This window comes from Gordonia sp. PS3, from assembly GCF_041950545.1.
GTDB lineage: Bacteria > Actinomycetota > Actinomycetes > Mycobacteriales > Mycobacteriaceae > Gordonia > Gordonia sihwensis.
The window spans coordinates 209716-234281 of the sequence record NZ_CP169524.1; the positions used below are offsets into that span (position 1 = coordinate 209716).

Here is a 24566-nt window from a genome sequence, read left to right on the forward strand (position 1 = left end):
GCTCTCTTTCCTGGCACAATGACGGACATGCGCTCGATCTGGAGAGGTGATCTGAGCTTTGGTCTGGTGAACGTGCCGGTCAAGGTGTACTCCGCCACGGAGAGCCACGACCGCAGTTCGCATCAGGTCGATTCCGCCGACGGCGCCCGGATCCGGTATCGGCGGGTGCGGGAGGGCACCGATACCGAGGTCGAGTTCTCCAAGATCGCCAACGCCTACGAGTCCGAGAGCGGCGAGCAGGTGGTGCTGACCAAGGAAGACCTCGCGACCCTGCCGGTCAACAAGAGCCCGGAGATCTCGATCCTCGAGTTCGTGCCGATCGACCAGGTGGACCCGATCTACTTCGACAAGCCGTACTACCTGGAGCCGGCGTCCAAGTCGCCGAAGGCGTATGTGCTGCTCGCGAAGGCGCTGGAGACCACCGAGCGTCTCGCCATTGCGAATTTCACGCTCCGGAACCGGACACGGCTGGCAGCGCTGCGGGTCATCGACGGCGTGATGACCCTGCAGACGCTGCTGTGGCCGGACGAGGTCCGGGTGCCGGACTTCGACTTCCTGAACGCCGACGTCGAGATCCGCGATCAGGAACTGGACATGGCGTCCTCGCTCATCGAGACGATGGCCTCGGACTTCGACCCCAGCCAGTTCGAGGACACCTATCAGGTGGAGCTCGGAAAGCTCATCGAGGCGCGAGCCGACGGTGGCCAGGCATTCTCGGAGACCGAAGAGGAAGCGCCCGACGACGACTCGGAGGTCGCGGACCTTCTCGCGGCGCTGCGGGCGTCGGTCAAGAGCCGCGGCCGGGAGGTCGAGGACGAGAAACCGCCCGCGAAGAAGGCGGCGAAGAAGGCTCCGGCCAAGAAGGCGGCCAAGAAGAAGTCGGCCTGAAAACTTTGGCTCCCGGAACGGTCTCTCAGGCCGTTCCGGGAGCCGAAATCTCCGCGGGACACCGATCTGTACAGTGATGCACATCATAGATGTCGCTCGGGTGATGGAGGATGGCGGAAATGGCTGATGCGCAGCGTGGCGGGTCGACTGACCAGCCGCTCGACGTGCTGATCGTCGGAGCGGGACTGTCCGGAATCGATGCCGCCTACCGGCTCCGGGATCGGAATCCGGGGCTGGACTACCGGATCGTGGAGCGTCGGTCGCGGATCGGCGGCACGTGGGATCTGTTCCGGTACCCGGGCGTGCGTTCGGACTCCGACATCTTCACCCTCAGCTTTCCCTGGAATCCGTGGCGAGGCTCGCGGACGATCGCCGAAGGCGACCAGATCCGCGACTACCTCGAGCAGACCGCCCGCGACTTCGGCATCTTCGACCACATCACCTTCGACGTCGACGTGACCGGCGCCGACTTCGACACCTCGACCGATCTGTGGACCGTGGACGCGCTGATCGGCGGGGTGCCGCAGACGATCGTCACCCGCTTCCTCTACATGTGCACCGGTTACTACAAGTACGACGCCCCGTATCGGCCTGACTTCCCCGGCGAGGAGACGTTCACCGGGACCTTCGTGCATCCGCAGTTCTGGCCCGAGGATCTGGACTACGCGGGCAAGAAGGTGGTCGTCATCGGTTCCGGAGCCACCGCGGTCACGCTCATTCCGGCGATGGCGCCGACCGCAGGCAGTGTGACCATGCTGCAACGCTCGCCGACCTACATGTTCCCGTACCCGTGGGAGGACGGGATGACGAAGCTGCTGCAGCGAGTGCTGACGCCGCAGCTCGCGCACGATGTGATCCGGTGGCGGAACGCCTTCATCACCCTCGGCCTGTACCTGTTCTGCCGGAGCTTCCCCAAGCTCTCGCGGCGGCTCATGCGGCGGATCGCGAAGTCGATGCTGCCCAAGGGATTCGACGTCGACACTCATTTCCGGCCCAAGTACGAGCCGTGGGACCAGCGACTGTGCGTGATCCCCGACGGCGATCTGTACCGCGCCGTCAAGGCCGGCGACGCCGACGTCGTCACCGACACCATCAAGCAGATCACTCCCACCGGCATCGACCTCGACTCGGGCCGTCATCTGGAGGCCGACATCATCGTCACCGCGACCGGTCTGGACCTGGTGACCTTCGGCGGCGCCTCACTGTCGGTGGACGGCGAGCACTTCGAGGCGGGCGACAAGTACGCCTACCGCGGATACATGCTGAACGACGTTCCCAACCTCGCGTGGTCGGTCGGGTACACCAACGCCTCGTGGACGCTGCGGGTGGACCTCACCAGTCAGGCGGTCGCCGAACTGCTGGCGTACATGCGCCGGAACGGGTACACCCGCGCGGTGCCGTCCCTGCACGGCGCGAAGCCTCAGACGCACCCGTTGCTCGAACTCGACTCGGGCTATGTGCGGCGCGCCGGGGCCCGACTGCCGAAGGCGGGCGACCGTGCACCCTGGCAGGTGCGCCATAACCTGGTTCTGGACGCGATCGACGCGCGCAAGTACGACGTGACCGAGGAGATGACCTTCGACTGAACGACGGTCGACGGGTTCCGTAGCAGGAGTTTGAGACGTACAGTGCATTCATGTCTCAGCTGACGCGCGACGAAGCCGTCGCCGATTTCTTCCGTCGTGCCGAATCTCAGGAGGTGAGCGACCCGGCCGACCTCGACCGGATCTGGGCCGCTCTTCCGGTGGTGCAGGTGGACGAGTTGATCGGCTCGTGGCGGGGTGGAGAACTGCCCTCGGGGCACCCGATGGACGGCCGGTTGGCCGCGGTGAGGTGGCACGGGAAGACCTTCCACTCGTGGCACGACGTGAAGCCGATGGTGTGCGTGGCCGACGACGGCTCGCTGTACTCCGACACCGAGATCGGCAAGGGCGAGGCGAGCGCGTGGATGGTCGGTTTCCGAGGCGAGTCGACGGCCTCGATGGTCTACGACGGTCAGCCGGTCATCGACCATTTCAAGCGCGTCGACGAGCGGACGCTGATGGGGATCATGAACGGGAAGACGTCGCTGGTCCGCGACCGGCACTTCTACTTCTTCCTCGTCCGGGAGTGACGCCGCACAGCCGCCGATCCGGCCTGCTCGGTGTGCGGGAGCCGTCTGTGGGGAACAATGGCCGCATGGTTTCGATCGGCTTCGGCAGGGCTCGGCAGAACGACATCTACACCGCGGGGGTACACGGGCGGAAACCCACGGTCCCAGCGGATTTCGCGGAACTGGAGCGTCGCGCCAAGGCCGTGATGAGCCGGCGCGGCTGGGCGTACATCGCCGGAGGTGCGGGCGAGGGCCGAACGATGGAGGCCAACCGGGACGCGCTCGACCGCTGGGCGATCGTGCCGCGCATGCTGCGCGACACCTCGCAGCGCAACCTCGAGATCGAACTCTTCGGGCAGAAGCTCAGCGCACCGGTCCTGTTCTCCCCGGTCGGCGCGGGCGCCCTCGCCCACCCGAACGCCGACGTGCACATCGGCGAGGCCGCCGCTGAACTCGGTGTCCCGTACATCTTCTCCAATCAGGGCTGCGCGCCGATGGAAGACGTCGCGGCAGCGATGGAATCGGTGCGACCCGGCGCGCCGCGGTGGTTTCAGCTGTACTGGTCGACCGACGACCGCCTGGTCACCAGCCTGATCGACCGCGCCGAGCGGATGGGCGCCGCGGCTCTGGTCGTCACCCTCGACACCACGATGCTCGGATGGCGGCCCCAGGACCTCAACCTCGGTTCGCTGCCCTTCGCCCGCGCCGAGGGCATCAGCCAGTACACCTCGGATCCGTCGTTCTGGGAGATCGTCGCCGAGCGGATCAAGGCTGCCACCGCGGAGAAGCCGGAGATCTCGGTGGGCGCGATCAAGACCCTGTTCTCGATCGCCCGCAACGTACCCGGCGACCTCCGCACCAACCTGACCGCACCCGAACCGCGCGCGGCGGTGCAGACCTTCCTCGACATCTACTCCCGCCCGTCACTGAACTGGGACGACATCGCGACCCTGCGCGACCGCACCTCGCTGCCGATCGTCCTCAAGGGGATCCTTCATCCGGACGACGCTCGCCAGGCGGTCGACTCCGGAATCGACGGCCTCATCGTCTCCAATCACGGCGGTCGGCAGGTCGACGGCTCCATCTCCTCGACCGATGCGCTGGTGGACGTGGTCGACGCCGTCGACGGCCGCGCGAAGGTCCTCGTCGACTCCGGCTTCTACACCGGGTCGGACGTGTTCAAGGGGCTGGCGCTGGGAGCGGACGCGGTGTGCATCGGGCGGCCGCACATGTACGGACTCGCACTCGACGGCACGGCCGGAGCCCGCGACGCGGTGGCGAACATCATCGGCGAACTCGATCTGACGCTGGGACTGTCGGGCCACCGGGACGTCGCCGACCTGGACCGCAGCGCCCTCAAGCACCTCGGCTGACGCGGACGGGCCGGCGGGTCAGACCAGCGGCCGGCCGGTCCGCATCCGCCACCGGACGTCGGCGAGCAGCAGGTTGAACGGGAAGGCGGTCAGCGGGCGGGGCAGGATCCGGAGGACGCGCCGGGCGATCGCGTTGTGGGTGTTGAAGAGCAGTTCCTGCCGTCGCGACATCCGCACGCCCATCTTCTCGCGGAACTCGGGCGGCAGGAAGCCGAGGGTCATGGCCTCCGACCACCAGCCCGCCATCAGCGACACCGGACGCGGAAGAAACTCCATCCGCACGATCTTCAACAGGTAGTCGCGGATGGTGTCGTCGATCTCGATGCCCTCGACCGTCTCGTTCCAGTAGGCCTCGAAGTCGGCTCGGGTGGCGGGCCACATCTCCGGCGGCATCTGCAGGGTGGTTCCCATCACCGCGCCCTGGCGATAGGCGTCCTCGGTGATCTTCGACGGATCGCCGAAGAATCGCTGGGTGTCCTCCCACCCGCGATACAGACATGCCGCCACCCACAGCTGCAATTCGGGATCGAAGGCGTTGTACTTCACCGGGCTGTCGTCGGTGGAGCGCACCTGGACGTGCGCCTTGTTCACCGCCTGCCGGTACCGACGGCGGTCGTCCGCGGTGCCCATCGCCGCGACGGCGAGGTAGGTGAGTGTGGTCCGGGTTCGCTTCACCGGGACCTTGAAGAGGTTGCCCGACTCCACCTTGCTCTCGTAGACGCCGTATCCGACCGCGGGGACGGCCAACTGCATGATGACGTTCGCCGGGCCCGCGAGCAGAGCCAGGCCGAGCATGTCGAGGTCGTCGACGGTCTGCGCATCGAGTTCACTCCGCTTCGAATGACGTTCCGCGACTGAAGGATCGAGTGCTTCCGCGGTCATGTTCGCCTCCCGGGCGGATAAACTGATAACGACTGTTTCCCCTTTGATTCAACGCCCGCGTGGCCGAGGTGTCAAGATGTGTGTCGTGACTGAATCCGACGACGCTCCGGGAGGGCTGCGCGATTACGGCGGCGAATCCGGCGACGCCCGGGTGGCCCGCCGTCGTGCCGCCCTCATCGACGCCGCACTCGACATGCTCGCCGAGTCCGAGCCGGGCGCCGTCACCGTCCGCGGCATCTGTGCCCGCGCGTCGCTCACGCCGCGCTACTTCTACGAGAGCTTCGAGAACGCGGACGCGCTGGTCGGCGCCGCGTTCGACATGATCATCGAGCAGATCGCCGACCGCGCCCTGGCCGGTTTCAATGCCGGCTCGAGTGCGCGGGGGAAGGTCGTCGGTGCCGTCGAGGCGATCGTCGACGTCATCGAGGGCGACCCGCGGAAGGGGAGGGTGATCTTCTCCGACACCCTGCGCAGTCCGGTGCTGGTGCGCAAACGCCTCGAGATGCTGAAGATCTTCACCGAACTCACCTTCCAGAGTGCGCCCGCGGTCGCGAACGTCAGCGGAGGTCAGCAGACTCTCGCCGCGGCGCATTTCCAGGTGGGCGGCCTCGGCCGGCTGCTCGCGTCGTGGACGGAGGGGCTGATCGATCTCGACCGCCCGGCGCTCGTCGACATCTGCGTCCGGATGCTGCTTCCCGAGAGTCGCGCCGCGGATGCGTCTGGGGCCCGGCTAAGTTGAGTGCATGACGAACTGGCGTGACTACGGCGAGCCCGACCTTCCGGCGCCGTTGGCCGCGGCGCTCGACGCGTTCGTCGAGCACGGCTATCACGGCACCTCGGTCCGCGACATCGCCGCGCGTGCGGGGTTGTCGGTCCCGGGGCTCTACCACCACTATCCGTCCAAGCAGTCGCTGCTCCAGGGGCTGCTCGAATTGACGATGTCCGACCTCCTTCGCCGGTCGGAGGAGGCGCTGGCCGCCGCGGGCGACGATCCGCTGGCGCGCTTCGACGCCGTGGTGGAGTCGCTCCTGCGATTCCACATGTACCGGCGTGAGCAGGCGTTCGTCGGATCCACCGAGCTTCGCAGTCTCGATCCCGAGTACCACCGCGTCTACATCGGTCACCGGATCCGGCAGCAGCGGATGGTCGACGAGGTGGTCGAGGACGGCGTGGCGTCCGGCGCGTTCACGACGGATGCGCCGAAGGGTGCGGCCCGGGCGGTCGCGACGATGTGCGTCGGTGTCTCCACGTGGTATCGAGTCGACGGGCCGATGAGCGCCGACGAGTTGATCGCTCAGAACCTGGTGTTCGCCCGGTCGATCGTCGGACATGTGGCGGGCTGAGGGGCGATCGCCGAATGCTTGACGTCGTGCGGGGCCGCATGACAACCTAGCCCTGACCGAACGTTCGCTCGGTATGAACACGGAGGCTCAGATGGCTGTCGATCTCGCATACAGCGCGCAGGTGCGCGACCTCGTCGAACGGACCTCGGCGTTCATCGCCGAGGAAGTTCTCCCCATCGAGAACCGTTTCGCGGGCGACGTCGCCGCGGCCGGCGGCGACGACCTGCGCCGGGAACTGAACGCGAAAGCCAAGGCCGCGGGCGTCTTCGCGCCGCACGCGCCGGTGGAGTTCGGCGGACTGGGCCTCAACATGAGCGACCGCGCACCGGTGTTCGAGGCCGCGGGAGCTTCGACGTTCGGGCCCGTCGCACTGCACATCGGTGCACCGGATGAGGGCAACGTGCACATGCTCGCGCACATCGCCACGTCGGAACAGAAGGACAAGTACCTGGCGCCGCTCGCCACTGGGGAGGTGCGCAGCGCGTTCGCGATGACCGAACCCGCCCCCGGCGCAGGCTCCGACCCGAACGCCCTGTCGACGACGGCGGAGAGGGTCGCCGGCGGATGGAAGATCAACGGCCGCAAGCAGTTCATCACTGGAGCTGACGGTGCCGGATTCTTCTTCATCATGGCCCGCACCGTCGGGCAACGGGGCGACCGCGGTGGTGCGACCATGTTCCTCGCGCCCGCGCACACCGAGGGCATCGAGGTGGAGCGGCACATCCACACCACTGACAAGTCGATGATCGGCGGGCACTGCGTGGTCGGTTTCACCGATGTCTTCGTACCCGACGAGGACGTCCTCGGCGCCCCGCACGAGGGCTACCGGTACGCGCAGGTGCGGCTCGGCCCGGCGCGCATGACTCACGTGATGCGCTGGATGGGCACCGCGGTCCGCGCGCACCGGATCGCCGTCGACTACGTCGAGCAGCGCGAAGGCTTCGGCGGGCGACTCGCCGACCTCGGCATGATTCAGCAGATGATCGCCGATAACGAGATCGACCTCGCCGCGGCGCGGGCGCTGCTGGTCCGGGCCTGCTACGAACTCGATCTCGGCGAGCACGCCTCGGACTCGACGTCGATCGCGAAGACCTTCGGTGCGGAGGCGTTCTCGCGCGTCGCCGACCGGGCCGTGCAGATGTGCGGAGGCCTCGGAGTCTCAGAAGACCTTCCGCTGGCGCGGCTCGCCGCGGAGCTACGACCGTTCCGGATCTACGACGGCCCCAGCGAAGTCCACCGGTGGGCCATCGCGAGGCGGGCGGTCGGACGCGCACGCAGGGCTCGAGAGGCGACGAGGTGACGGCGGATCATCCCGGTCTGGGCGCGGATAGCCTGCGAAAGCTGTTGGCGGCGAACGGTATCGATGTCGCGGGTGAGTTGCGGATCGACTTGATCGGCGGTGGCCGGTCGAACCTGACCTTCGACGTCCGCGACGACGGCAGCCACTGGGTGGTCCGACGGCCCCCGATGGGCGGGCTCACACCGTCGGCGCACGACATGAATCGCGAATGGAACGTGACCTCGGCGCTGGCGGCGACCGATGTGCCGGTGCCGCGGACCGTCGCGATCGACCGTGACGGCGAGTACATCGGTGCTCCGTGCACCGTCGTAGAGTTCGTCGACGGCGCCGTGATCCGCTCGGTGGACGACCTCGCGACACTCTCCGACGCCGAGGTGACCGCGAGCGCCGACGCACTGGTGCGGACGCTCGCGGCTCTGCATTCCGTTGACTACCAAGCGGTGGGCCTGGGCGATTTCGGCAGGCCGGACGGATTCGCCGGCCGGCAGGTCAAGCTGTGGGCTCGTCAATGGGCGCTGGTCAAGACGCGTGAGCTCGACGACGTGGAGCGCCTGGCGACGGCGCTCTCCGAGCTGGTGCCGGCGCGGACCCGGAACTCGATCGTCCACGGCGATTTCCGGATCGACAACACCATCCTGGCTCCCGGTGACCCGGGCACCGTCGCTGCGGTCGTCGACTGGGAACTGTCCGCGCTCGGCGATCCGATCACCGACATCGCGCTGATGTGCGTGTACCGCGAGCCGGTGTTCTCGTCGGTTCTCGGATTCGATGCGGCGTGGACGAGTGACCGGTACCCCGATGCGGACGGACTGGCCGAGCGCTACGTCGCCGCGACCGGTGCCGACCTGGGCGACTGGGCCTTCTACCTCGCCCTGGCGAATCTGAAACTCGGCGTCATCGCGGAGGGGATCACGCACCGAGCGCTCTCCGGAGGCTCGTCCGGATCGGCGGGCGCCGAACGCGCCGCCGAAGCCACCGCCGAGTTCATCGCCGCGGGTCTGCGCGCGCTGAGGTAGAGGTCGGCCCTGCCTGCCGGTTGAGCCGTCCGGAACGTAGTGGGGGTGTCGGGTGGTTTCGACTCGCTGCGCTCGCTCAACCAGCCTGTGGGGGCTGCTCGACGAGCCTGCGGGGGGCCTCGCTCGACGAGCCTGGGGTGGTCTCGCTCGGTGGGCTTTGTCGCTGGGTCGGTTCTTGTCGGCTGGTTGAGCCGTCCGGAACGTAGTGGAGGGCGTGTCGAAACTTGGTGGGGTTTGGTTTCGACTCGCTGCGCTCGCTCAACGAGCCTTGTGAGGGGGCTGCTCAACCAGCCTTTGGGGGCTGCTCGACGAGCCTGCGGTGGGGCCTCGCTCGACGAGCCTGGGGTGGTCTCGCTCGGTGGGCTTTGTCGCTGGGTCGGTTCTTGTCGGCTGGTTGAGCCGTCCGGAACGTAGTGGAGGGCGTGTCGAAACTTGGTGGGGTTTGGTTTCGACTCGCTGCGCTCGCTCAACGAGCCTTGTGAGGGGGCTGCTCAACCAGCCTTTGGGGGGCCTCTCAACGAGCCTGGGGAGGGCGCTCGCTCAACCAGCCTTGTGGGGGCCGCTCAACGAGCCAGGGGACGAGCATCGGGCGGCGCTAGCGGTAGGTCAGGAGGCCGGAGTCGAGGGCGGCGAGGTGTTCGTGGGCGTTGAAGGAGACCAGGGTCAATCCGCTGCGGCCGGCGAGGATCTTGGTGATCGAGGTGTTGACGAAGGTGCGCGACATCTGCGGCCACGACTGCGGCGGGATGTCCCACAACTGTGCCACCAACTGGGTGATGGAACCGGCCGACGACACCACGAGCACGTTCTTTCCCGACCCGGCCGCATCAGCGGCACGGTCGGCTGCGGCGCGGGTCCGCTTGGCGTACATCGCGTACGTCTCGGGGCCGATGTCGGCGCCGTCGACCCATTCGTGCAGGGCGCTGGTGATGGCGTCCTGGAAGGGTCTGCCGCCGTCACGGTAGATGTCGTCTCCCTCCGGGAGGGGCGGCGTGACGTACTCGTTCCAGTCGGGATCGATCGTCGGCGCTGCGGCGTCGGGAAAGGCTTCGAGGACGCCGGCCATCGTCGCGCGCTGTCGGGGGAGATCGCCGCAGAACATGGCATCGAACCCGGTCACCTGTCGGGCGAGCGCTCGGCCGGCGGCGCGAGCCTGAGCGAAGCCGAGCTCCGTGAGGCCGGGGCCGCTCACGGCGTCGGCGTCGGGTCCGTAGGCGTGCGCCGGAGCCTGACCGTGCCGGACGATGTACAGAACTCCCACGTCATTCCTCGCTGCCGAGCCGTGGCCCGCGAACCGCGAGCCGGAACCGATCACACCGTCTCGCGCCCGGGGCGACTGAGGCGGCTGCCACATTCTCAATCTATCGGGTGCTCCTCACTTGCACGCGGACAGGGTGCTTGCTACTTTTGGCGATCATGACCAGTCAGCTCGCCGCCATCGGGGAGGTCACGTATGTGACCACCGCTCTCGGATGCCGCCTGCCGCTGGCCCGGGTCCTTTGTTGTTGCCGAATGCGCTGACCCAGCTCCGCCTCGCGCTGATCTGCGCGAGACCACTCGCGGCGTGACCGCCTCTGCCGGTCCGCCCAGGCAACAGGACTCCAAAGAAACATGACTTCTGCTCTCGACCGTCCGATCCTGTCGAAATCCGCTCCCGTCGGCGTCGTGGTTCGCCCCGTCGCGGGCGCCGCCTCCCGACCCGTTGCGAAACCGTCTGTCCCGCACGTCACCACGGCGAAGCTGCAACTCTCCACCAAGGCCGCCGCGCTGGTGCTGCGCACGGCGCGGGTGTCCGGACCGGTGTTCCGCGACGACGCCGCCGCCCTGACGGGGTTGTCCATCTCCACCGTCAACCGTCAGGTGAGCGCACTGCTCAAGGCCGGCCTCATCCGTGAGCGCGCCGATCTGACCCCGCCCGGTGCGGTCGGGCGTCCGCGAGTTCCGTTCGAGATCAACACAGACGGATACCTCACGGTCGGCATCCACATCGGCTACAAGGTCACCTCGATCACGACCCACGATCTCCAGCATCGGGTGGCCGGTGCGATCGCGATTCCCACTCCCCAGGCCGACGACCCCGAGGCGGTCGTAGCTCAGATCGGTGCCAGCGCCCGCCGGTTCGCCGACCGCTGGGTGGGCAAGCGCCTGTTGTGGGCCGGCGTGGCCATCGGTGGTCGCGTGGCCGACGGCGGCTTCGTCGACCATCCCCGTCTGGGCTGGGAGGGCGTCCCGGTCGGCAGGCTGATCGCCGAGTCGCTCGGACTGCCGGTATCGGTCGCATCGCACGTCGAGGCCATGGCCGCAGCCGAACAGGTCGTCAATCCCGCCGACCAGAGCCAGAACTTCCTCTACTTCTACGCTCGCGAAATGGTGGGCATCGCGTTCAGCGTCGACGGTGCCGTGCACACGCCGGCCGCAGGCCCGCCCACCATCGGGCACTTCCCGACCGGTCCGACCACCCTGCTCGATCCCGACCGCACCGGACGCCTCGAGCCGACGGTCAGCGATTCGGGCATCCTCTACGCGGCCCAGCGAGCCGGACTCGAGGTCGATTCCCTCGACGAGCTGCGGACGCTGGCACGGACCGGGAACACGGTCGCCAACGACATCCTGACCGAACGCGGCGAGGTGCTCGGCCGCACGGTGGCGCTGATCTCGGACATCTTCAATCCCGACCACGTCATCCTCGGCGGACAGGCCTTCACCGACTACCCGGAGGCGCTGCCGGCCGTGAGCAAGGCGCTGCGCGCCACCACGGTCATCACCCAGCGCGACGTCCGCGTGGCACGTTCGGCCATCACGGTGCAGCAGAAGGCGGCGGGTGCGGTCGCGCTCGACGCGATCTACGCCGACCCGCTCGACGCGCTGTCGTACACCGCGTAGCCACCCGACGCCGCGGCGCGCGGCCTACCCGGACGGCGGACCGAAGCCCTCACGGGAGAGGACTTCGCCGCCGGTGGGACCGATGACCGTCTTCACGAAGTCTTCGGCCAGCGACTTGTCGTCACTGGACCGGACGACGGCGATCGGATATCTGTTGATCGCCTTGGCGAACACCGGATCGTCCACCGTGGAGACGCTCACGCCGAGGCCGGGGCGAGCCTGCGTCTGGTAGGCGAGAGCGGCGTCGGCGCGCCCGGACGCCACGTACGCGACCGCGGCCTCGCCGGAGTCGACGTGGATCGGATCGGTGAGCGCGGCCGACTCGATCCGTTCGACGTCCACCACGGCCGCACCGCACGGCAACCGGTCGGAGCACACCGCCACCCGGAGACCGGAGCGCGCGAGGTCGGCGAACCCCGTGACATGGCCGGGGTTTCCCGGCGGAACCACGATGACCAGCGAGTTGGAGGCGAAGCGCCGGGGGCCGATCACCCGCCGGCCGAGCCTGTCCATCGACGCCTCGTCGTCGGTCGCGATGACATCGGCCGACGCAGCCGAGGGGCCGGCGACGGTGACCCGGGCGCCGGGGTGCTGTTCCTCGAACTCGGTCGCGATCGCCGCCATCACGGCCTGCAGCGACGACGGAGCCGACACCGTGATGGAGGAGTCCTCCGTGCCTGGCGAGCATGCGGTCGTCACGCCCGTGAGCAGGAGCGCGGCGGCCCCCGCCAGTGCGCTGCGGCGCGGGGTGGAACTCCGGGTCCTCATGCCTTCAGACCTTAGAAGGTGCGGCGCCGGCGGTCCGGCGCACCCGGCCCATCCGGCCGCCTCACGCCGTCCAGTTGCGGTCGCGCACGAGCTTGTACGCGCGCAGCTTGCGGTAGCCGCGTACCGAGAGCGACGGGATCGGCCCGACGTGTGTCGCGGCGTTGTCGCGGAGTGCGGTGGCGAGGGCCCCGTCGATCAATGTGGTGCCCGACCGCGCCGCGCTCGCCAGCCGGGAGGCGATGTTCACGGGCTCGCCGAAGACATCGCCCATCCGCATCAGCACGTCGCCGCGGGCCATGCCGATGCGCAGGCTCGGCAACTCGCCGTCGGTGCTGAGACGGTGCAGTCCGACGGCGATCTCCGCGGCCGCGCCGGCGTCGATGACGGTGAACAGCACCGCGTCGCCGATCGTCTTCACGATCTGACCACCGTGGTCGGTGATGATCGTGTGCGCCGCGGACTCGAAGGTCTCCAGCAGCGTCTCGAGTTCGGCCATCCCGAGACGCCGGGACAGTGAGGTGTAGCCGACGATGTCGGCGAATCCGACGACCACCTCGGTGTGCTCGGCTGCCCGGCCGGCGTCGGTGAGCCCCACCGCCAGATGCCGCCGCCAGACGAGATCCTGCACTCGTGCGAGCGCCTCGACCATCTCCTCGGCCGTGGCGTCGACGGTGGGGTCGGCCGCCAACCGAGTGATCTCCTCGGCCTGCCACTGCGCCAGTCGCGCGGTGGCCTGTCCGATCGCCCGCGCCGCGGCGAGTTGGGCGGTGGAGTCCATGGCCTGATCGTTGCCGGCGAAGACGCCGAGCGCGGCCAGGTCCTCCTCGGAGAAGCGCTGACCCGAGCCGCCCTCGCCGCGGGCGAAACCGAAGGCGTTCCAGAACCGCTGCGCGTACTCCGGATCGAGCCGCAGGGCGGTGATCAGTTCGTCCCGCGAGTACTCGAGCGGAGGGTCAGACACCCATCACACCTTTCATGAGGTAGGCCATGCGGGCGGCGAACTCGGGGCGCGGTGTGCTGCGCGGCAGCCGGACCGCATCGTTGACGATCGCCAGCGCTGCATGCACCGCCAGGACCGCCGATCCTGGCGGCCGGTCGGCGTCGATGTCGGTGAGCAGCTGCACCCAGCGTGCCACGTAGCGGCGCTGCACCGCCAGCAGTTCGGCGGCCTGCGGTTCGCCCGCGAGGACATAGGAACTGACGAAGCCGACGAGCAGGTCGGGAGAGGAGGTGACTGCGTCGACGTAGTGGTCGACCAGTGCGTTCAGCCGCCCCGCCGGATCGGGTGTGATCGCGTACGCGGCCATCACGCCGGCCTCCAGTCGCATGGCGCTGCGCTGGCTGATCCCGACGAGGATCGCCAGCTTCGACGGGAAGTGCTTGTAGACGCTCGGACCGGTGATTCCGACCGCCGCGCCGATCTCGTCCATTCCCGTTCCGGCGAAGCCGTGCTCGGCGAACAGGCGGGCGGCGGCGTCGAGGATCTCGTCGCGGCGGGTGGGGGCGTCGTCGCCCGGCCCGGCGGTCTGGCGCAGGGGGACGGCGTGGCTCGGCGTGAGCCGGATGGTCTGGCGGACCAGTGCGAGGACCATCTCCTCCATCTCGTGCGCACCGCTGCGAACGGCACGCCCGGCGCCGCTGCCGACCACGCTGAGCACGGCGCCGGCCAGATACATCGACTCGCGTTCGGTGAGCTCGGGTCGGTCGGCGCGGATGGCCGAGGCCCACTGTCGGAGCACGGCGCGGGTGCGGCGGACCACATCGGCGTTCTCGTCGGCCGACAGGTGCTGTCCCGACCAGCGCCACAGCGATGTGGCATGCGGGTTGGAGATGCTCAGCTCGGTGACGCTGGCGGCGAGGGCGTCGGCCGGATGGTCGCTGCTCGCGAGGTCGGCGCCCGCGGTGCTCTCCTCGAGCTCGTCGACGCGGGTCTGGACCGCCGCCAGCAGCAGCGCCTGCTTGTCGGCGAAGTGCCGGTACACCGTCGGCGCGCTCACGCCCGCCCGGCGGGCGATGTCGGTGACCGACACATGCGGGTAGCCGCGCTCGGCGAACAGCACTGTCGCTGCATCGATGAGCTGGCGGCGCCGATCCGTCGACCGCGTGCGCCGGGTCGCCTTGGTGGTTGTCATGATGAACCGACCATAGCCGATGGATGGCTGTATATGAACCACTTGACCACTGGGTATAGCCAAATACGTTATTGCGGGTTAGCCTACGAGGGAAACCATTCTCGGTTCGTGTGAAAGGAACACCTGTGTCCGACGAAGCATTCATCTACGAGGCGGTCCGTACGCCCCGTGGCAAGCAGCGCGGAGGCTCGCTGCACAGCGTCAAGCCGATCGACCTGGTCTCGGGTCTGATCGACGGACTGCTGACCCGCCACAGCGATCTCGATCCGAAGGACATCAACGACGTGGTCCTCGGCGTCGTGTCGCCGGTCGGGGAGCAGGGTGCGGTCATCGCGCGTACCGCCGCCCTCACCTCGGGTCTCGGCGAGAGCGTTCCGGGCACCCAGATCAACCGCTTCTGCGCCTCGGGCCTGGAGGCCGTGAACCTGGCCGCGGCCAAGGTCCGCTCGGGCTTCGACGATCTGGTCCTGGCCGGCGGCGTGGAGTCGATGTCGCGTGTGCCGATGGGCAGCGACGGCGGTGCGCTCTTCATGGACCCCGCCACCGCGTACGACAACTACATCGCTCCGCAGGGCATCGGCGCCGACCTGATCGCCACCATCGAGGGCTTCTCGCGTGAGGACGTCGACGCCTACGCCGCCGAGTCGCAGCGTCGCGCCGCCCAGGCATGGGACGAGGGCCGCTTCGCGAAGTCGATCATCCCCGTCAAGGACATCAACGGCGTCACTCTGCTCGACAACGACGAGCACCGCCGTCCCGGCACCACCGTCGAGAGCCTCGGCAAGCTGAAGCCGGCGTTCGCGGGCTTGGCGGCCATGGCCGGATTCGACGACGTCGTGATGCAGAAGTACCCGAACGTCGAGCAGGTCAACCACGTCCACACCGGCGGCAACAGCTCCGGCATCGTCGACGGCTCGGGTCTGGTCCTGGTCGGTTCGGAGGAGGCGGGCAAGCGCAACGGCCTCACCCCGCGCGCCCGCATCGTGTCGTACGGCGAGGTCGGCAGTGAGCCGTCGATCATGCTCACCGGTCCCACCCCGGCCACCGAGCTCGCGCTCAAGCGCGCCGGCCTGACCGTCGACGACATCGACGTCTTCGAGCTCAACGAGGCGTTCGCGTCGGTCGTCATGAAGTGGATGAAGGACCTCAAGGTTCCGCACGAGAAGGTCAACATCAACGGCGGCGCCATCGCGCTCGGTCACCCGCTCGGCGCCACCGGCGCGATGATCATGGGCAGCACCCTCGACGAGCTCGAGCGCGTCGGCGGCCGCTACGGCCTGGTCACCCTCTGCATCGGCGGCGGCATGGGCGTCGCGACCGTCATCGAGCGTCTCTGATCGCCCCGGAACTAGAAGGAAAAAGACTCATCTCATGACTGCGAACATGATCACGTGGGAGAAGGACGCCGACGGCGTCGTCATCCTCACCATGGACGACCCGAACCAGGGCGCCAACACCATGAACGACCTCTACATGGAGTCGATGGCGGCGACCGTCGATCGCCTGGAGGCGGAGAAGGACGACATCACCGGTGTCGTCCTGACCTCGGCGAAGAAGACCTTCTTCGCCGGCGGCGACCTCAAGGACATGACCGCGGGACGCGGCGACAAGTCCAAGGAGGAGATCGCCACCGAGATCACCGAGCGCACCAACGCCATGAAGGCCGTGCTGCGTCGCCTGGAGACCCTCGGCAAGCCGGTCGTCGCCGCTATCAACGGCGCCGCACTCGGCGGTGGCCTGGAGATCGCGCTGCACTGCCACTACCGCGTCGCCGCGGATGTGAAGGGCAACCAGCTCGGCCTGCCCGAGGTGACCCTCGGTCTGCTCCCGGGCGGCGGCGGCGTGGTCCGCACCGTACGCCTGCTCGGCTTCCAGCAGGCGCTCATGGGCGTTCTGCTCCAGGGCCCGCGTCTGAAGCCGGCCAAGGCCAAGGAGATCGGCCTGGTCAACGAGGTCGTCGGCTCGGTCGAGGAACTGATCCCCGCCGCCAAGGCCTGGATCGCCGCCAACCCGGAGGCCCAGCAGCCGTTCGACGTCAAGGGCTACAAGATGCCCGGTGGCGCTCCGACGAACCCGTCGGTGGCCGCCAACCTGCCGGCGTTCCCGGCTCTCCTGCGCAAGCAGATCAAGGGCGCCAACATGCCGGCTCCGCGCGCCATCCTGGCCGCTGCCATCGAGGGCGCGTACGTCGACGTCGACACCGCCGATCTGGTCGAGACCCGCTACTTCGTGTCGCTGGTCACCGGCCAGGTGGCGCAGAACATGATCAAGGCGTTCTTCTTCGACCTCCAGCACATCAACGGCGGCGGTTCGCGGCCGAAGGGCTTCGACAAGTACCAGGCCAAGAAGGTCGGCGTCATCGGTGCGGGCATGATGGGCGCGGCGATCGCCTACGTCTCGGCCAAGGCCGGCATCGAGGTGGTCCTCAAGGACATCGACATCGAGGCGGCCAAGCGCGGCAAGGGCTACTCGGAGAAGCTCGAGGAGAAGGCTCTCTCGCGCGGCAAGACCACCGAGGAGAAGAGCAAGGCTCTGCTCGACCGCATCACCCCGACCGTGGACGCCGCCGACTTCAAGGGCGTCGACCTGGTGATCGAGGCCGCGTTCGAGTCGGTCGAGGTCAAGAACAAGGTGTTCCAGGAGATCCAGGACATCGTCGAGCCGGACGCCGTCCTCGGCTCCAACACCTCGACCCTGCCGATCACCATCCTGGCCGAGGGCGTCAACCGTCCCGAGGACTTCATCGGCATCCACTTCTTCTCGCCCGTCGACAAGATGCCGCTGGTGGAGATCATCTGCGGTGAGAAGACCAAGGACGAGGTCCTCGCCAAGGTCATCGACTACACCCTGCAGATCCGCAAGACGCCGATCGTCGTCAACGACAGCCGCGGCTTCTTCACCTCGCGCGTCATCGGTACCTTCATCAACGAGGCCATCGCGGCCGTCGGTGAGGGCATCGAGCCCGCGTTCATCGAGCAGGCCGGCAGCCAGGCGGGCTACCCGGCTCCGCCGCTGCAGCTGTCGGACGAGCTGACGCTCACCCTGATGCAGAAGATCCGCAAGGAGACCGAGGCCGGAGCCAAGGCCGCGGGTCAGGAGTTCCCGTCGCACGGCTCGTACGCCGTCATCGACAAGATGGTCGACCTGGGCCGCACCTCCAAGAAGGACGGCGCGGGCTTCTACGACTACGCCGACGGCAAGCGCGGCCTCATCTGGCCGGGCGTGCGCGAGAACTTCGCCTCGGGCACCAACGAGATCCCGCTCGAGGACATGAAGGAGCGCATGCTCTTCGCCGAGGCCCTCGAGACCGTGAAGTGCTTCGACGAGGGTGTGCTCACCTCCGTCGAGGACGCGAACATCGGCTCGATCTTCGGCATCGGCTTCCCGGCGTGGACCGGTGGCGTGGTGCAGTACATCAACCAGTACGAGGGCGGCCTCAAGGGCTTCGTCGACCGCGCTCGCGACCTGGCGTCGAAGTACGGCAGCCACTTCGAGCCGCCGGCCTCGCTCGTCGAGAAGGCGGACGCCGGCGTCGAGAAGCTGACGAACGAGAACCTCGTCAAGAAGTGACGCGCTAGCGGCACACGACGCGAGAAGCCCCGGTGAACTGGCGTTCACCGGGGCTTTCGGCGTGGATCGGCAGATGCGTTCAGTCCGCCGTGCGGCGCCGGAAGGCGCGCAGTGCGAAGGGGGCGAAGACGGCGGTCAGCGCGACCGACCACAGAATGGTCGCCAGAATCGGGTGCTGAAGCGGCAGCGCGGAGGCGTCGGTGGCGTGCGGTCCGTTGCCCCACAGCTGCCGCATCGCCTGGACCAGCGAGGACACCGGGTTCCATTCGGCGATGGTGCGGAGCCAGGTGGCCATGGGAGCGGTCGGGACGAAGGCGTTCGACAGGAAGGTCAGCGGGAACAGCACGGTGAACATGAACCCGTTGACGGCTTCGACGGACTTGAGCCACGACCCGACGAGGATGCCGAACCAGATCATCCCGAAACCGAACACCAGGACGAGGACGAATCCCAGCACCCCCTCGAGCAGCGAGGTGTGAATGCGCCAGCCGATCGCCAGGCCGGTCAGCGCCATCACCACGATCCCGATCGACGAGTGCATCAGCGACGCGATCGCCCGGCCGAGCAGATACGACGTCCGGTTGATGGGGAGAGACCTGAAGCGGTCGACGATCCCCTTGTCGACGTCCGCGGTGATGCCGTTGGAGACGATGAAGGCGGTGAAGACGATGGTCTGGCCCATGATGCCGGGCAGCAGGTACTCGCGATAGCTTCCGCCGCCCGGCACCGGCATGGCGGGACCGAAGACGAACGCGAACAGCACCACGAACATGATCGGCTGGACGGTGACGTCCGACAGCATCTCCGGCATGCGCTTGGTGTGGATCAAGCTGCGCTGCACCATGATCGACGTCTGACGCCAGAGAGACGGCGGCCGGGCCGCGATGGTTCGGTCGAGGGCGGGGGCGCTCATGCGTCGGCTCCTTCGGAGTCGGCCTCCGGAACGGACTCCGCGCGGTGTCCGGTGAGGCTGAGGAATACGTCGTCGAGGCTGGGCCGAGACAGGCCGAGATCGTCGATGGCGATGCCGGAGTCGTCGAGAACCCGCGCGACATGCGTCAGGTCCGCGAGGCCGCCCGCGGGCAGGGTGAGGGTGCGCGCGTGCCGGTCGACGAACAGGTCGTCGGAGATCGGCGCGAGCAGTGCCTGCGCGGCCGCGAGGTCGGCGGAATGGGTGACGGTGGCCACCAGACTCGCCGCTCCGGCCTGCTGCTTGAGCTCGAGCGGGGTGCCCTCGGCGATGATCTTGCCCGCGTCGATCACGACGATCCGATCGGCGAGCTGATCGGCCTCTTCCAGATACTGCGTGGTCAGCACCAGGGTGGTTCCGTCGTCCACGAGACCGCGCAGCACCTCCCACAACTCGTTGCGGCTGTGCGGGTCGAGGCCGGTGGTCGGTTCGTCCAGGAAGAGCACGGGCGGTGACGCCAGGAGGCTCACCGCGAGGTCGATGCGCCGGCGCATGCCGCCGGAGTATTCGCGGACGGTCTTGTCGCCCGCGTCGGTGAGCGAGAACTGTGCGAGGAGCTGCTCGGTCCGTTCCTTGAGCACGCGGCGGCCGATACCGTACAGCCCGCCGATCATGCGCATGTTCTCCCGGCCGGTGAGCAGTTCGTCGACGGTGGCGGCCTGGCCGGTGAGGCCCATGCTGCGGCGGACGCCGTCCGGCTCGTCGAGGACGTCGAAGCCGTTGATGCGCGCGGTGCCCGAGGTGGGTGCACTCAAGGTGGTCATCATGCGGACGGTGGTGGTCTTGCCCGCGCCGTTGGGCCCGAGCATGCCGAGAACGGTTCCGGTGGGAACGGCGAAGCTGATCCCGTCGACCGCGGTGAAGTCACCGAACTTCTTCACCAGGTCCACGGCTTCGACGGCGATCGAGTCGGTCAGTCGTCTGCTCACTCGATCACCGTACGACGAGATGCCTCACGCCTCCATCGGGTTTTCCGCGGCGACGTCCGCGTTCGGGACCACGCGGATGCTGAGTGCGTCCGCCGCGGCGGCCGGAGGCGCCACCGGCGTCAGTTCCGGCCGCTTCGGCAGTCGGCCGTCGCCGAGGGAGCGTCCGCGCACCTTGCGGATGAACCACGGCGTGAAGAACTCGACGAACCAGCGCGCGTCGCCGAGGGTGCGCAGCACCCGGTTCGGATCGCCGGCCGGAGGCAGCGGCCGTCCCCAATCGGGTGAGCTGTCGGGCAGACCGAGCGCGTGCGCGGCTCCGGCGGCGAAGCGGTCGTGGCCGAGGGGCGAGGCGTGCAGGCGGTCGGGCGACCACGACCGGAGGTCGGAGAGGACCGGCGCCGCATGCAGGTCCACCAGGACGAAGCCGTAGGCGTCGGCGAAGTCGCGCATCATCTGGTTGATCGCTGCGAGCCGCGTTTCGATGCGGCCGGAGAACGGGATGGTCTCCGCGATGTTGGGAAAGGTCGAGACCACCACGTCGGCTCCGGTACCGGCCAGCCGCCGGTAGATGTAGTCGAGGTCGGTGTGCACCTCGCCGAGATCGATCCGGCCGATCACGTCGTTCATGCCGAGCGGTGCGGCGATCAGGTCGGGCTCCAGCGCGAGGGCCGGTTCCAGCTGCTCGTCGCGGGTGTTCCGGGTGTTCTTGCCGCGGACCGCGAGGTTGGCGTACCGCAGGTCGGGGTTGTGCCGGGCGAGGTGCTCCGCCAGACGGTCGGCCCAGCCTCGGTAGCCGCTCGCGGGGTCGCCGTCGCACATTCCTTCGGTCTGGGAGTCGCCGATCGCGACGAACCGTGAGTAGTGCATGCGGACGATCTTATTCCGGCGACGGAGGTCGGGTGCCCTGGGCGACTTTACAAAATTATTGTGAATGTCTAGACATCGTACGTAACAACATCTAATGTCAACGTCACTAGTTCGCTGGACGAGGAGGAACACATGGCGAACCCGACGATCGACCGGAGCACCGCCGAGGTGGTGGAATGGCGCGACAAGAAGCGATACCTGTGGTTGCTGGGCCTGGTCCCGCCGACCGCGGTGTTCATGGCCACCGGTCTGGTGGCACTGTTCAACTGGGCATCGGACGCACTCGGCTGGAGCTGGGTGTCGACGGTGTCGCCCGTCTGGTGGTGGATCGGCCCGCTGCTGCTGTACGTGCTGCTGCCGATCCTCGACATCTTCTTCGGTCCGGACGGCCAGAATCCGCCGGACGAGCTGATGGAGCAGCTGGAGAACGACAAGTACTACCGGTACTGCACCTACGCGTACATCCCGTTCCAGCTCGCGAGCGTGGTCCTGGCCTGCTACCTGTGGACGGCTGACGACCTGAGCTGGCTCGGCGTCGACGGAGGCCTCGGGCTCGTCTCCAAGATCGGTCTGGCGCTGTCGATCGGCGTCATGGGCGGCATCGGCATCAACACCGCCCACGAGATGGGACACAAGAAGGTCTCGCTGGAGCGCTGGCTGTCGAAGGTGACGTTGGCGCAGACCTGCTACGGACACTTCTACATCGAGCACAATCGCGGCCACCACGTCCGCGTCGCGACCCCGGAGGACCCGGCCACCTCCCGATTCGGTGAGAGCTTCTGGCGATTCCTGCCGCGCAGTGTGTTCGGCAGCCTCAAGTCCGCGTGGGAGCTGGAGGCGACCCGTCTCAAGCGTCTCGGGCGTCCGGTCCTGCATCCGAGCAACGACGTCCTGAACGCCTGGGCGATGTCGATCGTGCTGTGGGGCGTGCTGACCGCGATCTTCGGATGGCAGATCCTGCCCTTCGCGGCACTGCAGGCCGTCTACGGTTTCTCGCTGCTCGAATCGGTGAACTTCCTGGAACACTACGGACTGCTGCGGCAGAAGAACGAGCGCGGCCGCTACGAGCGCTGCACGCCGGAACACAGCTGGAACAGCGACCACATCTGCACCAACATCTTCCTGTACCACCTTCAGCGGCACAGCGATCACCACGCCAATCCGACGCGGCGGTACCAGACGCTGCGGAGTTTCGACGGTGCGCCGAACCTCCCGAGCGGATACGCCAGCATGATCGCGCTGACCTACTTCCCGCCGGTGTGGCGCGGAGTCATGGACCATCGGGTGCTCGAGCACTACGACGGCGACCTCTCGAAGATCAACATCCAGCCCGGCAAGGAACGGAGGGTCCAGGCCCGATACGGAAAGGCATCGGCATGAGCGCCTACCGCTGCGAAGTGTGCGAGTACGTCTACGACGAAGCCGAAGGCGCTCCGCGCGAAGGCTTCCCGCCCGGTACCGCGTGGTCGGACGTCCCCGATGACTGGGCCTGCCCTGACTGCGGCGTCCGCGAGAAGATCGATTTCGAACTGATTGGACAGTGACATGAGCACCACCGACTACAAACTCTTCCGTTGCATGCAGTGCGGCTTCGAATACGACGAGGCCGAGGGCTGGCCGGAGGACGGCATCGCCCCCGGCACCCGCTGGGACGACATCCCGGACGACTGGAGCTGCCCCGACTGCGGGGCGGCCAAGGCCGACTTCGAGATGGTCGAGGTCGCCCGCCCATGACCGGGCAGACCGCATCCGATGCGGGCGTCGTCGTGGTGGGAGCCGGCACCGCCGGCGTCACCGCGGCGGCGACGCTGCGGGCCGAGGGGTACGACGGACCGGTCACGCTGATCGGCGCCGAGCCCGGCACGCCGTACCGGCGGACCGCGCTGTCGAAGGATCTGCTCGGCGCGGACCTCTCCGAGTCCCGGATCGCCCTGCAGAAGCCCGACTTCTGGGCCTCGCGCGGCATCGACATCCGCACGCGGGTCAGCGTCACCGCGATCGACACCGCGGCGCGGACGGTCGCACTCGACGACGGCACCCGGCTCGACTACCGGGCCCTCGTCCTGGCGACCGGCGGCCGGCCGATCCGCCCGTCATGGCTCGCCGCCGACGTGCCGGCCCTGCGCACGCGCGACGATGCGATCGCGATCCGCGACGGTCTGAACGACTCGCAGCGGCTCGTCGTGATCGGCGGCGGGCTGATCGGCCTGGAACTGGCGGCCTCGGCCGCGGCTCACGGCATGTCGGCGACGGTTGTGGAGGCGGGCGGGCGCGTGGCGTCGCGAGTGATGCCCGCCGTGGTCTCCGACTACCTGCAGCGGCTCCACGAGGGCAACGGGGTGCGACTGCACCTCGGGTCTGCGGCGCATTCGGCGACCTCCGAGCGGGTGCAGTTATCAGGCGGGGCCGAGCTGGCGGGCACCGTCGTCGCGGCGATCGGCGCCTCGCCGGAAGTGGCGCTGGCCGCTGCCGCCGGCGTGCCGACCGGCCCGGCCGGGATCGTCGTCGACTCGACGCTGGCCACCGAGGTTCCAGGCGTGTTCGCGGCGGGTGACGCCGCCGGACCGCCGGACCTGCGGACCGGACGGCCCGCTCGCGGCGAGCACTGGTTCGGCGCCACCGATCAGGGCAGGGCGGTCGCGCAGTCGGTGCTCGCCGGACTGCGCGGCGAGCCGGCGGCACCGTTCGTCGAGGTGCCCCGGGCGTGGACCGTGCAGTACGGAGTCAACGTCCAGATGGTGGGGTGGCCCACCGCGGAGAGCGAGGTGGAGCTCGACGGCTCCATCGACGACGCCGACGCCACCGTCCGCACGGTGGTCGACGGAGAACTGGTGGGCGCGGTCACCATCGGTCGGGCGGCGGCGGCCCGCGCGTGCCGCTCGGAGATCGCGGCGGCGCTAGTCTCGAAGGTGTGAGTGCCCCAGCCCAGTCCTCATCCAGCTTCGCGGTCGCGAGCAAGCAGCTGCTGCGTACGACGCTGCTGGACGGTCTCCGCACTCTGCTGCGAGAGAAGGACTGGGCTCGGGTGACGATGGCCGACGTCGCCCGGCAGGCCGGTGTCAGCAGGCAGACCGTGTACAACGAGTTCGCCTCCCGCACCGGCCTGTCGCAGGCCTACGCGCTGCGTTTGGCGGACGAGTTCACCGGCGAGATCGGCGCGGCCGTGGCCGCGAACGTCGGAGACGTGACCGGTGCGCTGCGATCGGGTTTCGCCCGCTTCCTGGCCAGTGCCGCCGACGACCCGATGATCCAGTCGCTGCTGTCGGGCGAGGCCAAACCGGACCTGCTGAAGCTGATCACCACCGACGCCGCGCCGATCATCGCCGCGGCGAGTGACCGCCTCGAGGTGATCCTCGTGGAGTCGTGGATCGCCATCGACGCGGAGACGGCCGGCCGGATCGCGCGGATGATCGCGCGCACGGCACTGAGCTACGTGGCCATGCCGCCCGCCCCAGACGCCGACAGCGACGTCGCCGACGACCTCGCGTCGGTGCTCGCACCGGCCGTGATCGCGGCCCGCGCGTCCGAGCGCGACGGCGCGTCCTGAGCCGCC

24 protein-coding genes are annotated in these 24566 nt (G+C 68.3%); 16 read left to right on the forward strand and 8 right to left on the reverse strand.

From position 1 onward, the window contains the following. Window positions 1-27: 27 nt before the first annotated feature. The 4 genes from ACE11G_RS00980 to ACE11G_RS00995 all read left to right on the forward strand — a co-directional run bounded on the left by ACE11G_RS00980 (window position 28) and on the right by ACE11G_RS00995 (window position 4353). Window positions 28-888: a Ku protein gene (locus ACE11G_RS00980; protein ID WP_006896851.1), complete on the forward strand. Its 861-nt coding sequence runs from the start codon at window positions 28-30 to the stop codon at window positions 886-888. A 119-nt stretch (window positions 889-1007) separates the two neighbouring features. Then, window positions 1008-2474 carry a flavin-containing monooxygenase gene (locus ACE11G_RS00985; protein ID WP_375003357.1) on the forward strand — a complete coding sequence of 489 codons (1467 nt, stop codon included), beginning with the start codon at window positions 1008-1010 and terminating at the stop codon, window positions 2472-2474. A 50-nt stretch (window positions 2475-2524) separates the two neighbouring features. Continuing rightward, on the forward strand, window positions 2525-3001 hold the full coding sequence (locus ACE11G_RS00990) for a DUF4334 domain-containing protein (protein ID WP_045538085.1): 477 nt from the start codon (window positions 2525-2527) through the stop codon (window positions 2999-3001). Between the two features lie 65 nt (window positions 3002-3066). Further along, on the forward strand, window positions 3067-4353 hold the full coding sequence (locus ACE11G_RS00995) for an alpha-hydroxy-acid oxidizing protein (protein WP_045538083.1): 1287 nt from the start codon (window positions 3067-3069) through the stop codon (window positions 4351-4353). A gap of 18 nt (window positions 4354-4371) precedes the next feature. On the opposite strand, the gene ACE11G_RS01000 is transcribed toward ACE11G_RS00995, so the two are convergent. Beyond that, window positions 4372-5235, reverse strand: coding sequence for an oxygenase MpaB family protein (locus ACE11G_RS01000; protein ID WP_375003360.1), 864 nt, complete (start codon window positions 5233-5235; stop codon window positions 4372-4374). A 76-nt stretch (window positions 5236-5311) separates the two neighbouring features. Here ACE11G_RS01000 and ACE11G_RS01005 point away from each other — a divergent pair, with 76 nt between their 5' ends. From ACE11G_RS01005 to ACE11G_RS01020, 4 genes are all read left to right on the forward strand, one after another. Then, the gene (locus ACE11G_RS01005; protein WP_045538079.1) at window positions 5312-5974 is read left to right on the forward strand and encodes a TetR/AcrR family transcriptional regulator; all 663 of its coding nucleotides are present in this window, start codon (window positions 5312-5314) and stop codon (window positions 5972-5974) included. Window positions 5975-5978: 4 nt separating this feature from the next. Further along, window positions 5979-6578 carry a TetR/AcrR family transcriptional regulator gene (locus ACE11G_RS01010; protein ID WP_045538076.1) on the forward strand — a complete coding sequence of 200 codons (600 nt, stop codon included), beginning with the start codon at window positions 5979-5981 and terminating at the stop codon, window positions 6576-6578. Between the two features lie 91 nt (window positions 6579-6669). Continuing rightward, on the forward strand, window positions 6670-7878 hold the full coding sequence (locus ACE11G_RS01015; RefSeq protein WP_375003363.1) for an acyl-CoA dehydrogenase family protein: 1209 nt from the start codon (window positions 6670-6672) through the stop codon (window positions 7876-7878). Next, window positions 7875-8894, forward strand: coding sequence for a phosphotransferase family protein (locus tag ACE11G_RS01020; protein ID WP_375003365.1), 1020 nt, complete (start codon window positions 7875-7877; stop codon window positions 8892-8894). Before ACE11G_RS01015 ends, ACE11G_RS01020 begins: the two co-directional genes overlap by 4 nt. 595 nt (window positions 8895-9489) lie before the next feature. Here the strand turns inward: ACE11G_RS01020 and ACE11G_RS01025 are convergent. After that, the gene (locus tag ACE11G_RS01025) at window positions 9490-10155 is read right to left on the reverse strand and encodes a histidine phosphatase family protein (protein WP_006896842.1); all 666 of its coding nucleotides are present in this window, start codon (window positions 10153-10155) and stop codon (window positions 9490-9492) included. A gap of 350 nt (window positions 10156-10505) precedes the next feature. On the opposite strand from ACE11G_RS01025, the gene ACE11G_RS01030 reads away from it, so the two are divergent. Then, the gene (locus ACE11G_RS01030; RefSeq protein ID WP_375003367.1) at window positions 10506-11777 is read left to right on the forward strand and encodes an ROK family protein; all 1272 of its coding nucleotides are present in this window, start codon (window positions 10506-10508) and stop codon (window positions 11775-11777) included. A 24-nt stretch (window positions 11778-11801) separates the two neighbouring features. Here the strand turns inward: ACE11G_RS01030 and ACE11G_RS01035 are convergent, their stop codons facing one another. The 3 genes from ACE11G_RS01035 to ACE11G_RS01045 all read right to left on the reverse strand — a co-directional run bounded on the left by ACE11G_RS01035 (window position 11802) and on the right by ACE11G_RS01045 (window position 14677). Next, complete coding sequence (locus ACE11G_RS01035; RefSeq protein ID WP_006896840.1) at window positions 11802-12545, reverse strand: substrate-binding domain-containing protein; 744 nt, start codon at window positions 12543-12545, stop codon at window positions 11802-11804. A 61-nt stretch (window positions 12546-12606) separates the two neighbouring features. Further along, a complete protein-coding gene (locus tag ACE11G_RS01040) occupies window positions 12607-13506 on the reverse strand; it encodes an adenylate/guanylate cyclase domain-containing protein (protein ID WP_375003369.1) in 900 nt (299 codons plus the stop codon). Continuing rightward, window positions 13499-14677: a TetR/AcrR family transcriptional regulator gene (locus tag ACE11G_RS01045; protein ID WP_375003371.1), complete on the reverse strand. Its 1179-nt coding sequence runs from the start codon at window positions 14675-14677 to the stop codon at window positions 13499-13501. The genes ACE11G_RS01040 and ACE11G_RS01045 overlap by 8 nt, the downstream gene beginning before the upstream one ends. Window positions 14678-14802: 125 nt before the next feature. Here ACE11G_RS01045 and ACE11G_RS01050 point away from each other — a divergent pair, with 125 nt between their 5' ends. Beyond that, on the forward strand, window positions 14803-16014 hold the full coding sequence (locus ACE11G_RS01050) for an acetyl-CoA C-acetyltransferase (protein WP_006896837.1): 1212 nt from the start codon (window positions 14803-14805) through the stop codon (window positions 16012-16014). Window positions 16015-16048: 34 nt separating this feature from the next. Next, window positions 16049-18247 (forward strand): 3-hydroxyacyl-CoA dehydrogenase NAD-binding domain-containing protein, encoded by a 2199-nt coding sequence (locus ACE11G_RS01055; protein WP_006896836.1) that lies wholly within the window; start codon window positions 16049-16051, stop codon window positions 18245-18247. A 79-nt stretch (window positions 18248-18326) separates the two neighbouring features. Here the strand turns inward: ACE11G_RS01055 and ACE11G_RS01060 are convergent, their stop codons facing one another. From ACE11G_RS01060 to ACE11G_RS01070, 3 genes are read right to left on the reverse strand one after another with little or no spacing between them, the layout of a single operon-like run. Continuing rightward, on the reverse strand, window positions 18327-19160 hold the full coding sequence (locus tag ACE11G_RS01060) for an ABC transporter permease (RefSeq protein WP_062367266.1): 834 nt from the start codon (window positions 19158-19160) through the stop codon (window positions 18327-18329). After that, entirely contained in the window at window positions 19157-20146 is a 990-nt protein-coding gene (locus ACE11G_RS01065) for a daunorubicin resistance protein DrrA family ABC transporter ATP-binding protein (protein ID WP_045538072.1), read from the reverse strand. The genes ACE11G_RS01060 and ACE11G_RS01065 overlap by 4 nt, the downstream gene beginning before the upstream one ends. Before the next feature lie 24 nt (window positions 20147-20170). Then, window positions 20171-21013, reverse strand: a complete 843-nt coding sequence (locus ACE11G_RS01070) for an SGNH/GDSL hydrolase family protein (RefSeq protein ID WP_222110831.1) — start codon at window positions 21011-21013, stop codon at window positions 20171-20173. 132 nt (window positions 21014-21145) lie between these two features. Here ACE11G_RS01070 and ACE11G_RS01075 point away from each other — a divergent pair, with 132 nt between their 5' ends. From ACE11G_RS01075 to ACE11G_RS01095, 5 genes are read left to right on the forward strand one after another with little or no spacing between them, the layout of a single operon-like run. Beyond that, complete coding sequence (locus ACE11G_RS01075; RefSeq protein ID WP_006896832.1) at window positions 21146-22393, forward strand: alkane 1-monooxygenase; 1248 nt, start codon at window positions 21146-21148, stop codon at window positions 22391-22393. Then, window positions 22390-22557, forward strand: coding sequence for a rubredoxin (locus ACE11G_RS01080; protein ID WP_006896831.1), 168 nt, complete (start codon window positions 22390-22392; stop codon window positions 22555-22557). The genes ACE11G_RS01075 and ACE11G_RS01080 overlap by 4 nt, the downstream gene beginning before the upstream one ends. Before the next feature lies 1 nt (window position 22558). After that, window positions 22559-22747, forward strand: a complete 189-nt coding sequence (locus ACE11G_RS01085; protein ID WP_006896830.1) for a rubredoxin — start codon at window positions 22559-22561, stop codon at window positions 22745-22747. Continuing rightward, on the forward strand, window positions 22744-23928 hold the full coding sequence (locus tag ACE11G_RS01090; RefSeq protein ID WP_222110832.1) for an NAD(P)/FAD-dependent oxidoreductase: 1185 nt from the start codon (window positions 22744-22746) through the stop codon (window positions 23926-23928). Before ACE11G_RS01085 ends, ACE11G_RS01090 begins: the two co-directional genes overlap by 4 nt. Next, complete coding sequence (locus tag ACE11G_RS01095; RefSeq protein WP_222110833.1) at window positions 23925-24560, forward strand: TetR family transcriptional regulator; 636 nt, start codon at window positions 23925-23927, stop codon at window positions 24558-24560. Before ACE11G_RS01090 ends, ACE11G_RS01095 begins: the two co-directional genes overlap by 4 nt. The last annotated feature ends 6 nt before the right edge of the window (window positions 24561-24566 follow it).

What these genes read in the sequence shown, in the direction of transcription:
- ACE11G_RS01080 (WP_006896831.1), top strand. Translation starts at nt 22,390, where the DNA reads ATGAGCGCCTACCGCTGCGAAGTGTGCGAGTACGTCTACGACGAAGCC.
- ACE11G_RS00995 (WP_045538083.1), top strand. Translation starts at nt 3,067, where the DNA reads ATGGTTTCGATCGGCTTCGGCAGGGCTCGGCAGAACGACATCTACACC.
- ACE11G_RS01005 (WP_045538079.1), top strand. Translation starts at nt 5,312, where the DNA reads ATGTGTGTCGTGACTGAATCCGACGACGCTCCGGGAGGGCTGCGCGAT.
- ACE11G_RS01090 (WP_222110832.1), top strand. Translation starts at nt 22,744, where the DNA reads ATGACCGGGCAGACCGCATCCGATGCGGGCGTCGTCGTGGTGGGAGCC.
- ACE11G_RS01075 (WP_006896832.1), top strand. Translation starts at nt 21,146, where the DNA reads ATGGCGAACCCGACGATCGACCGGAGCACCGCCGAGGTGGTGGAATGG.
- ACE11G_RS01070 (WP_222110831.1), bottom strand. Translation starts at nt 21,013, where the DNA reads ATGCACTACTCACGGTTCGTCGCGATCGGCGACTCCCAGACCGAAGGA.
- ACE11G_RS01000 (WP_375003360.1), bottom strand. Translation starts at nt 5,235, where the DNA reads ATGACCGCGGAAGCACTCGATCCTTCAGTCGCGGAACGTCATTCGAAG.
- ACE11G_RS01055 (WP_006896836.1), top strand. Translation starts at nt 16,049, where the DNA reads ATGACTGCGAACATGATCACGTGGGAGAAGGACGCCGACGGCGTCGTC.
- ACE11G_RS00980 (WP_006896851.1), top strand. Translation starts at nt 28, where the DNA reads ATGCGCTCGATCTGGAGAGGTGATCTGAGCTTTGGTCTGGTGAACGTG.
- ACE11G_RS01085 (WP_006896830.1), top strand. Translation starts at nt 22,559, where the DNA reads ATGAGCACCACCGACTACAAACTCTTCCGTTGCATGCAGTGCGGCTTC.
- ACE11G_RS01010 (WP_045538076.1), top strand. Translation starts at nt 5,979, where the DNA reads ATGACGAACTGGCGTGACTACGGCGAGCCCGACCTTCCGGCGCCGTTG.
- ACE11G_RS01035 (WP_006896840.1), bottom strand. Translation starts at nt 12,545, where the DNA reads ATGAGGACCCGGAGTTCCACCCCGCGCCGCAGCGCACTGGCGGGGGCC.
- ACE11G_RS00985 (WP_375003357.1), top strand. Translation starts at nt 1,008, where the DNA reads ATGGCTGATGCGCAGCGTGGCGGGTCGACTGACCAGCCGCTCGACGTG.
- ACE11G_RS01045 (WP_375003371.1), bottom strand. Translation starts at nt 14,677, where the DNA reads ATGACAACCACCAAGGCGACCCGGCGCACGCGGTCGACGGATCGGCGC.
- ACE11G_RS01060 (WP_062367266.1), bottom strand. Translation starts at nt 19,160, where the DNA reads ATGAGCGCCCCCGCCCTCGACCGAACCATCGCGGCCCGGCCGCCGTCT.
- ACE11G_RS00990 (WP_045538085.1), top strand. Translation starts at nt 2,525, where the DNA reads ATGTCTCAGCTGACGCGCGACGAAGCCGTCGCCGATTTCTTCCGTCGT.
- ACE11G_RS01015 (WP_375003363.1), top strand. Translation starts at nt 6,670, where the DNA reads ATGGCTGTCGATCTCGCATACAGCGCGCAGGTGCGCGACCTCGTCGAA.
- ACE11G_RS01030 (WP_375003367.1), top strand. Translation starts at nt 10,506, where the DNA reads ATGACTTCTGCTCTCGACCGTCCGATCCTGTCGAAATCCGCTCCCGTC.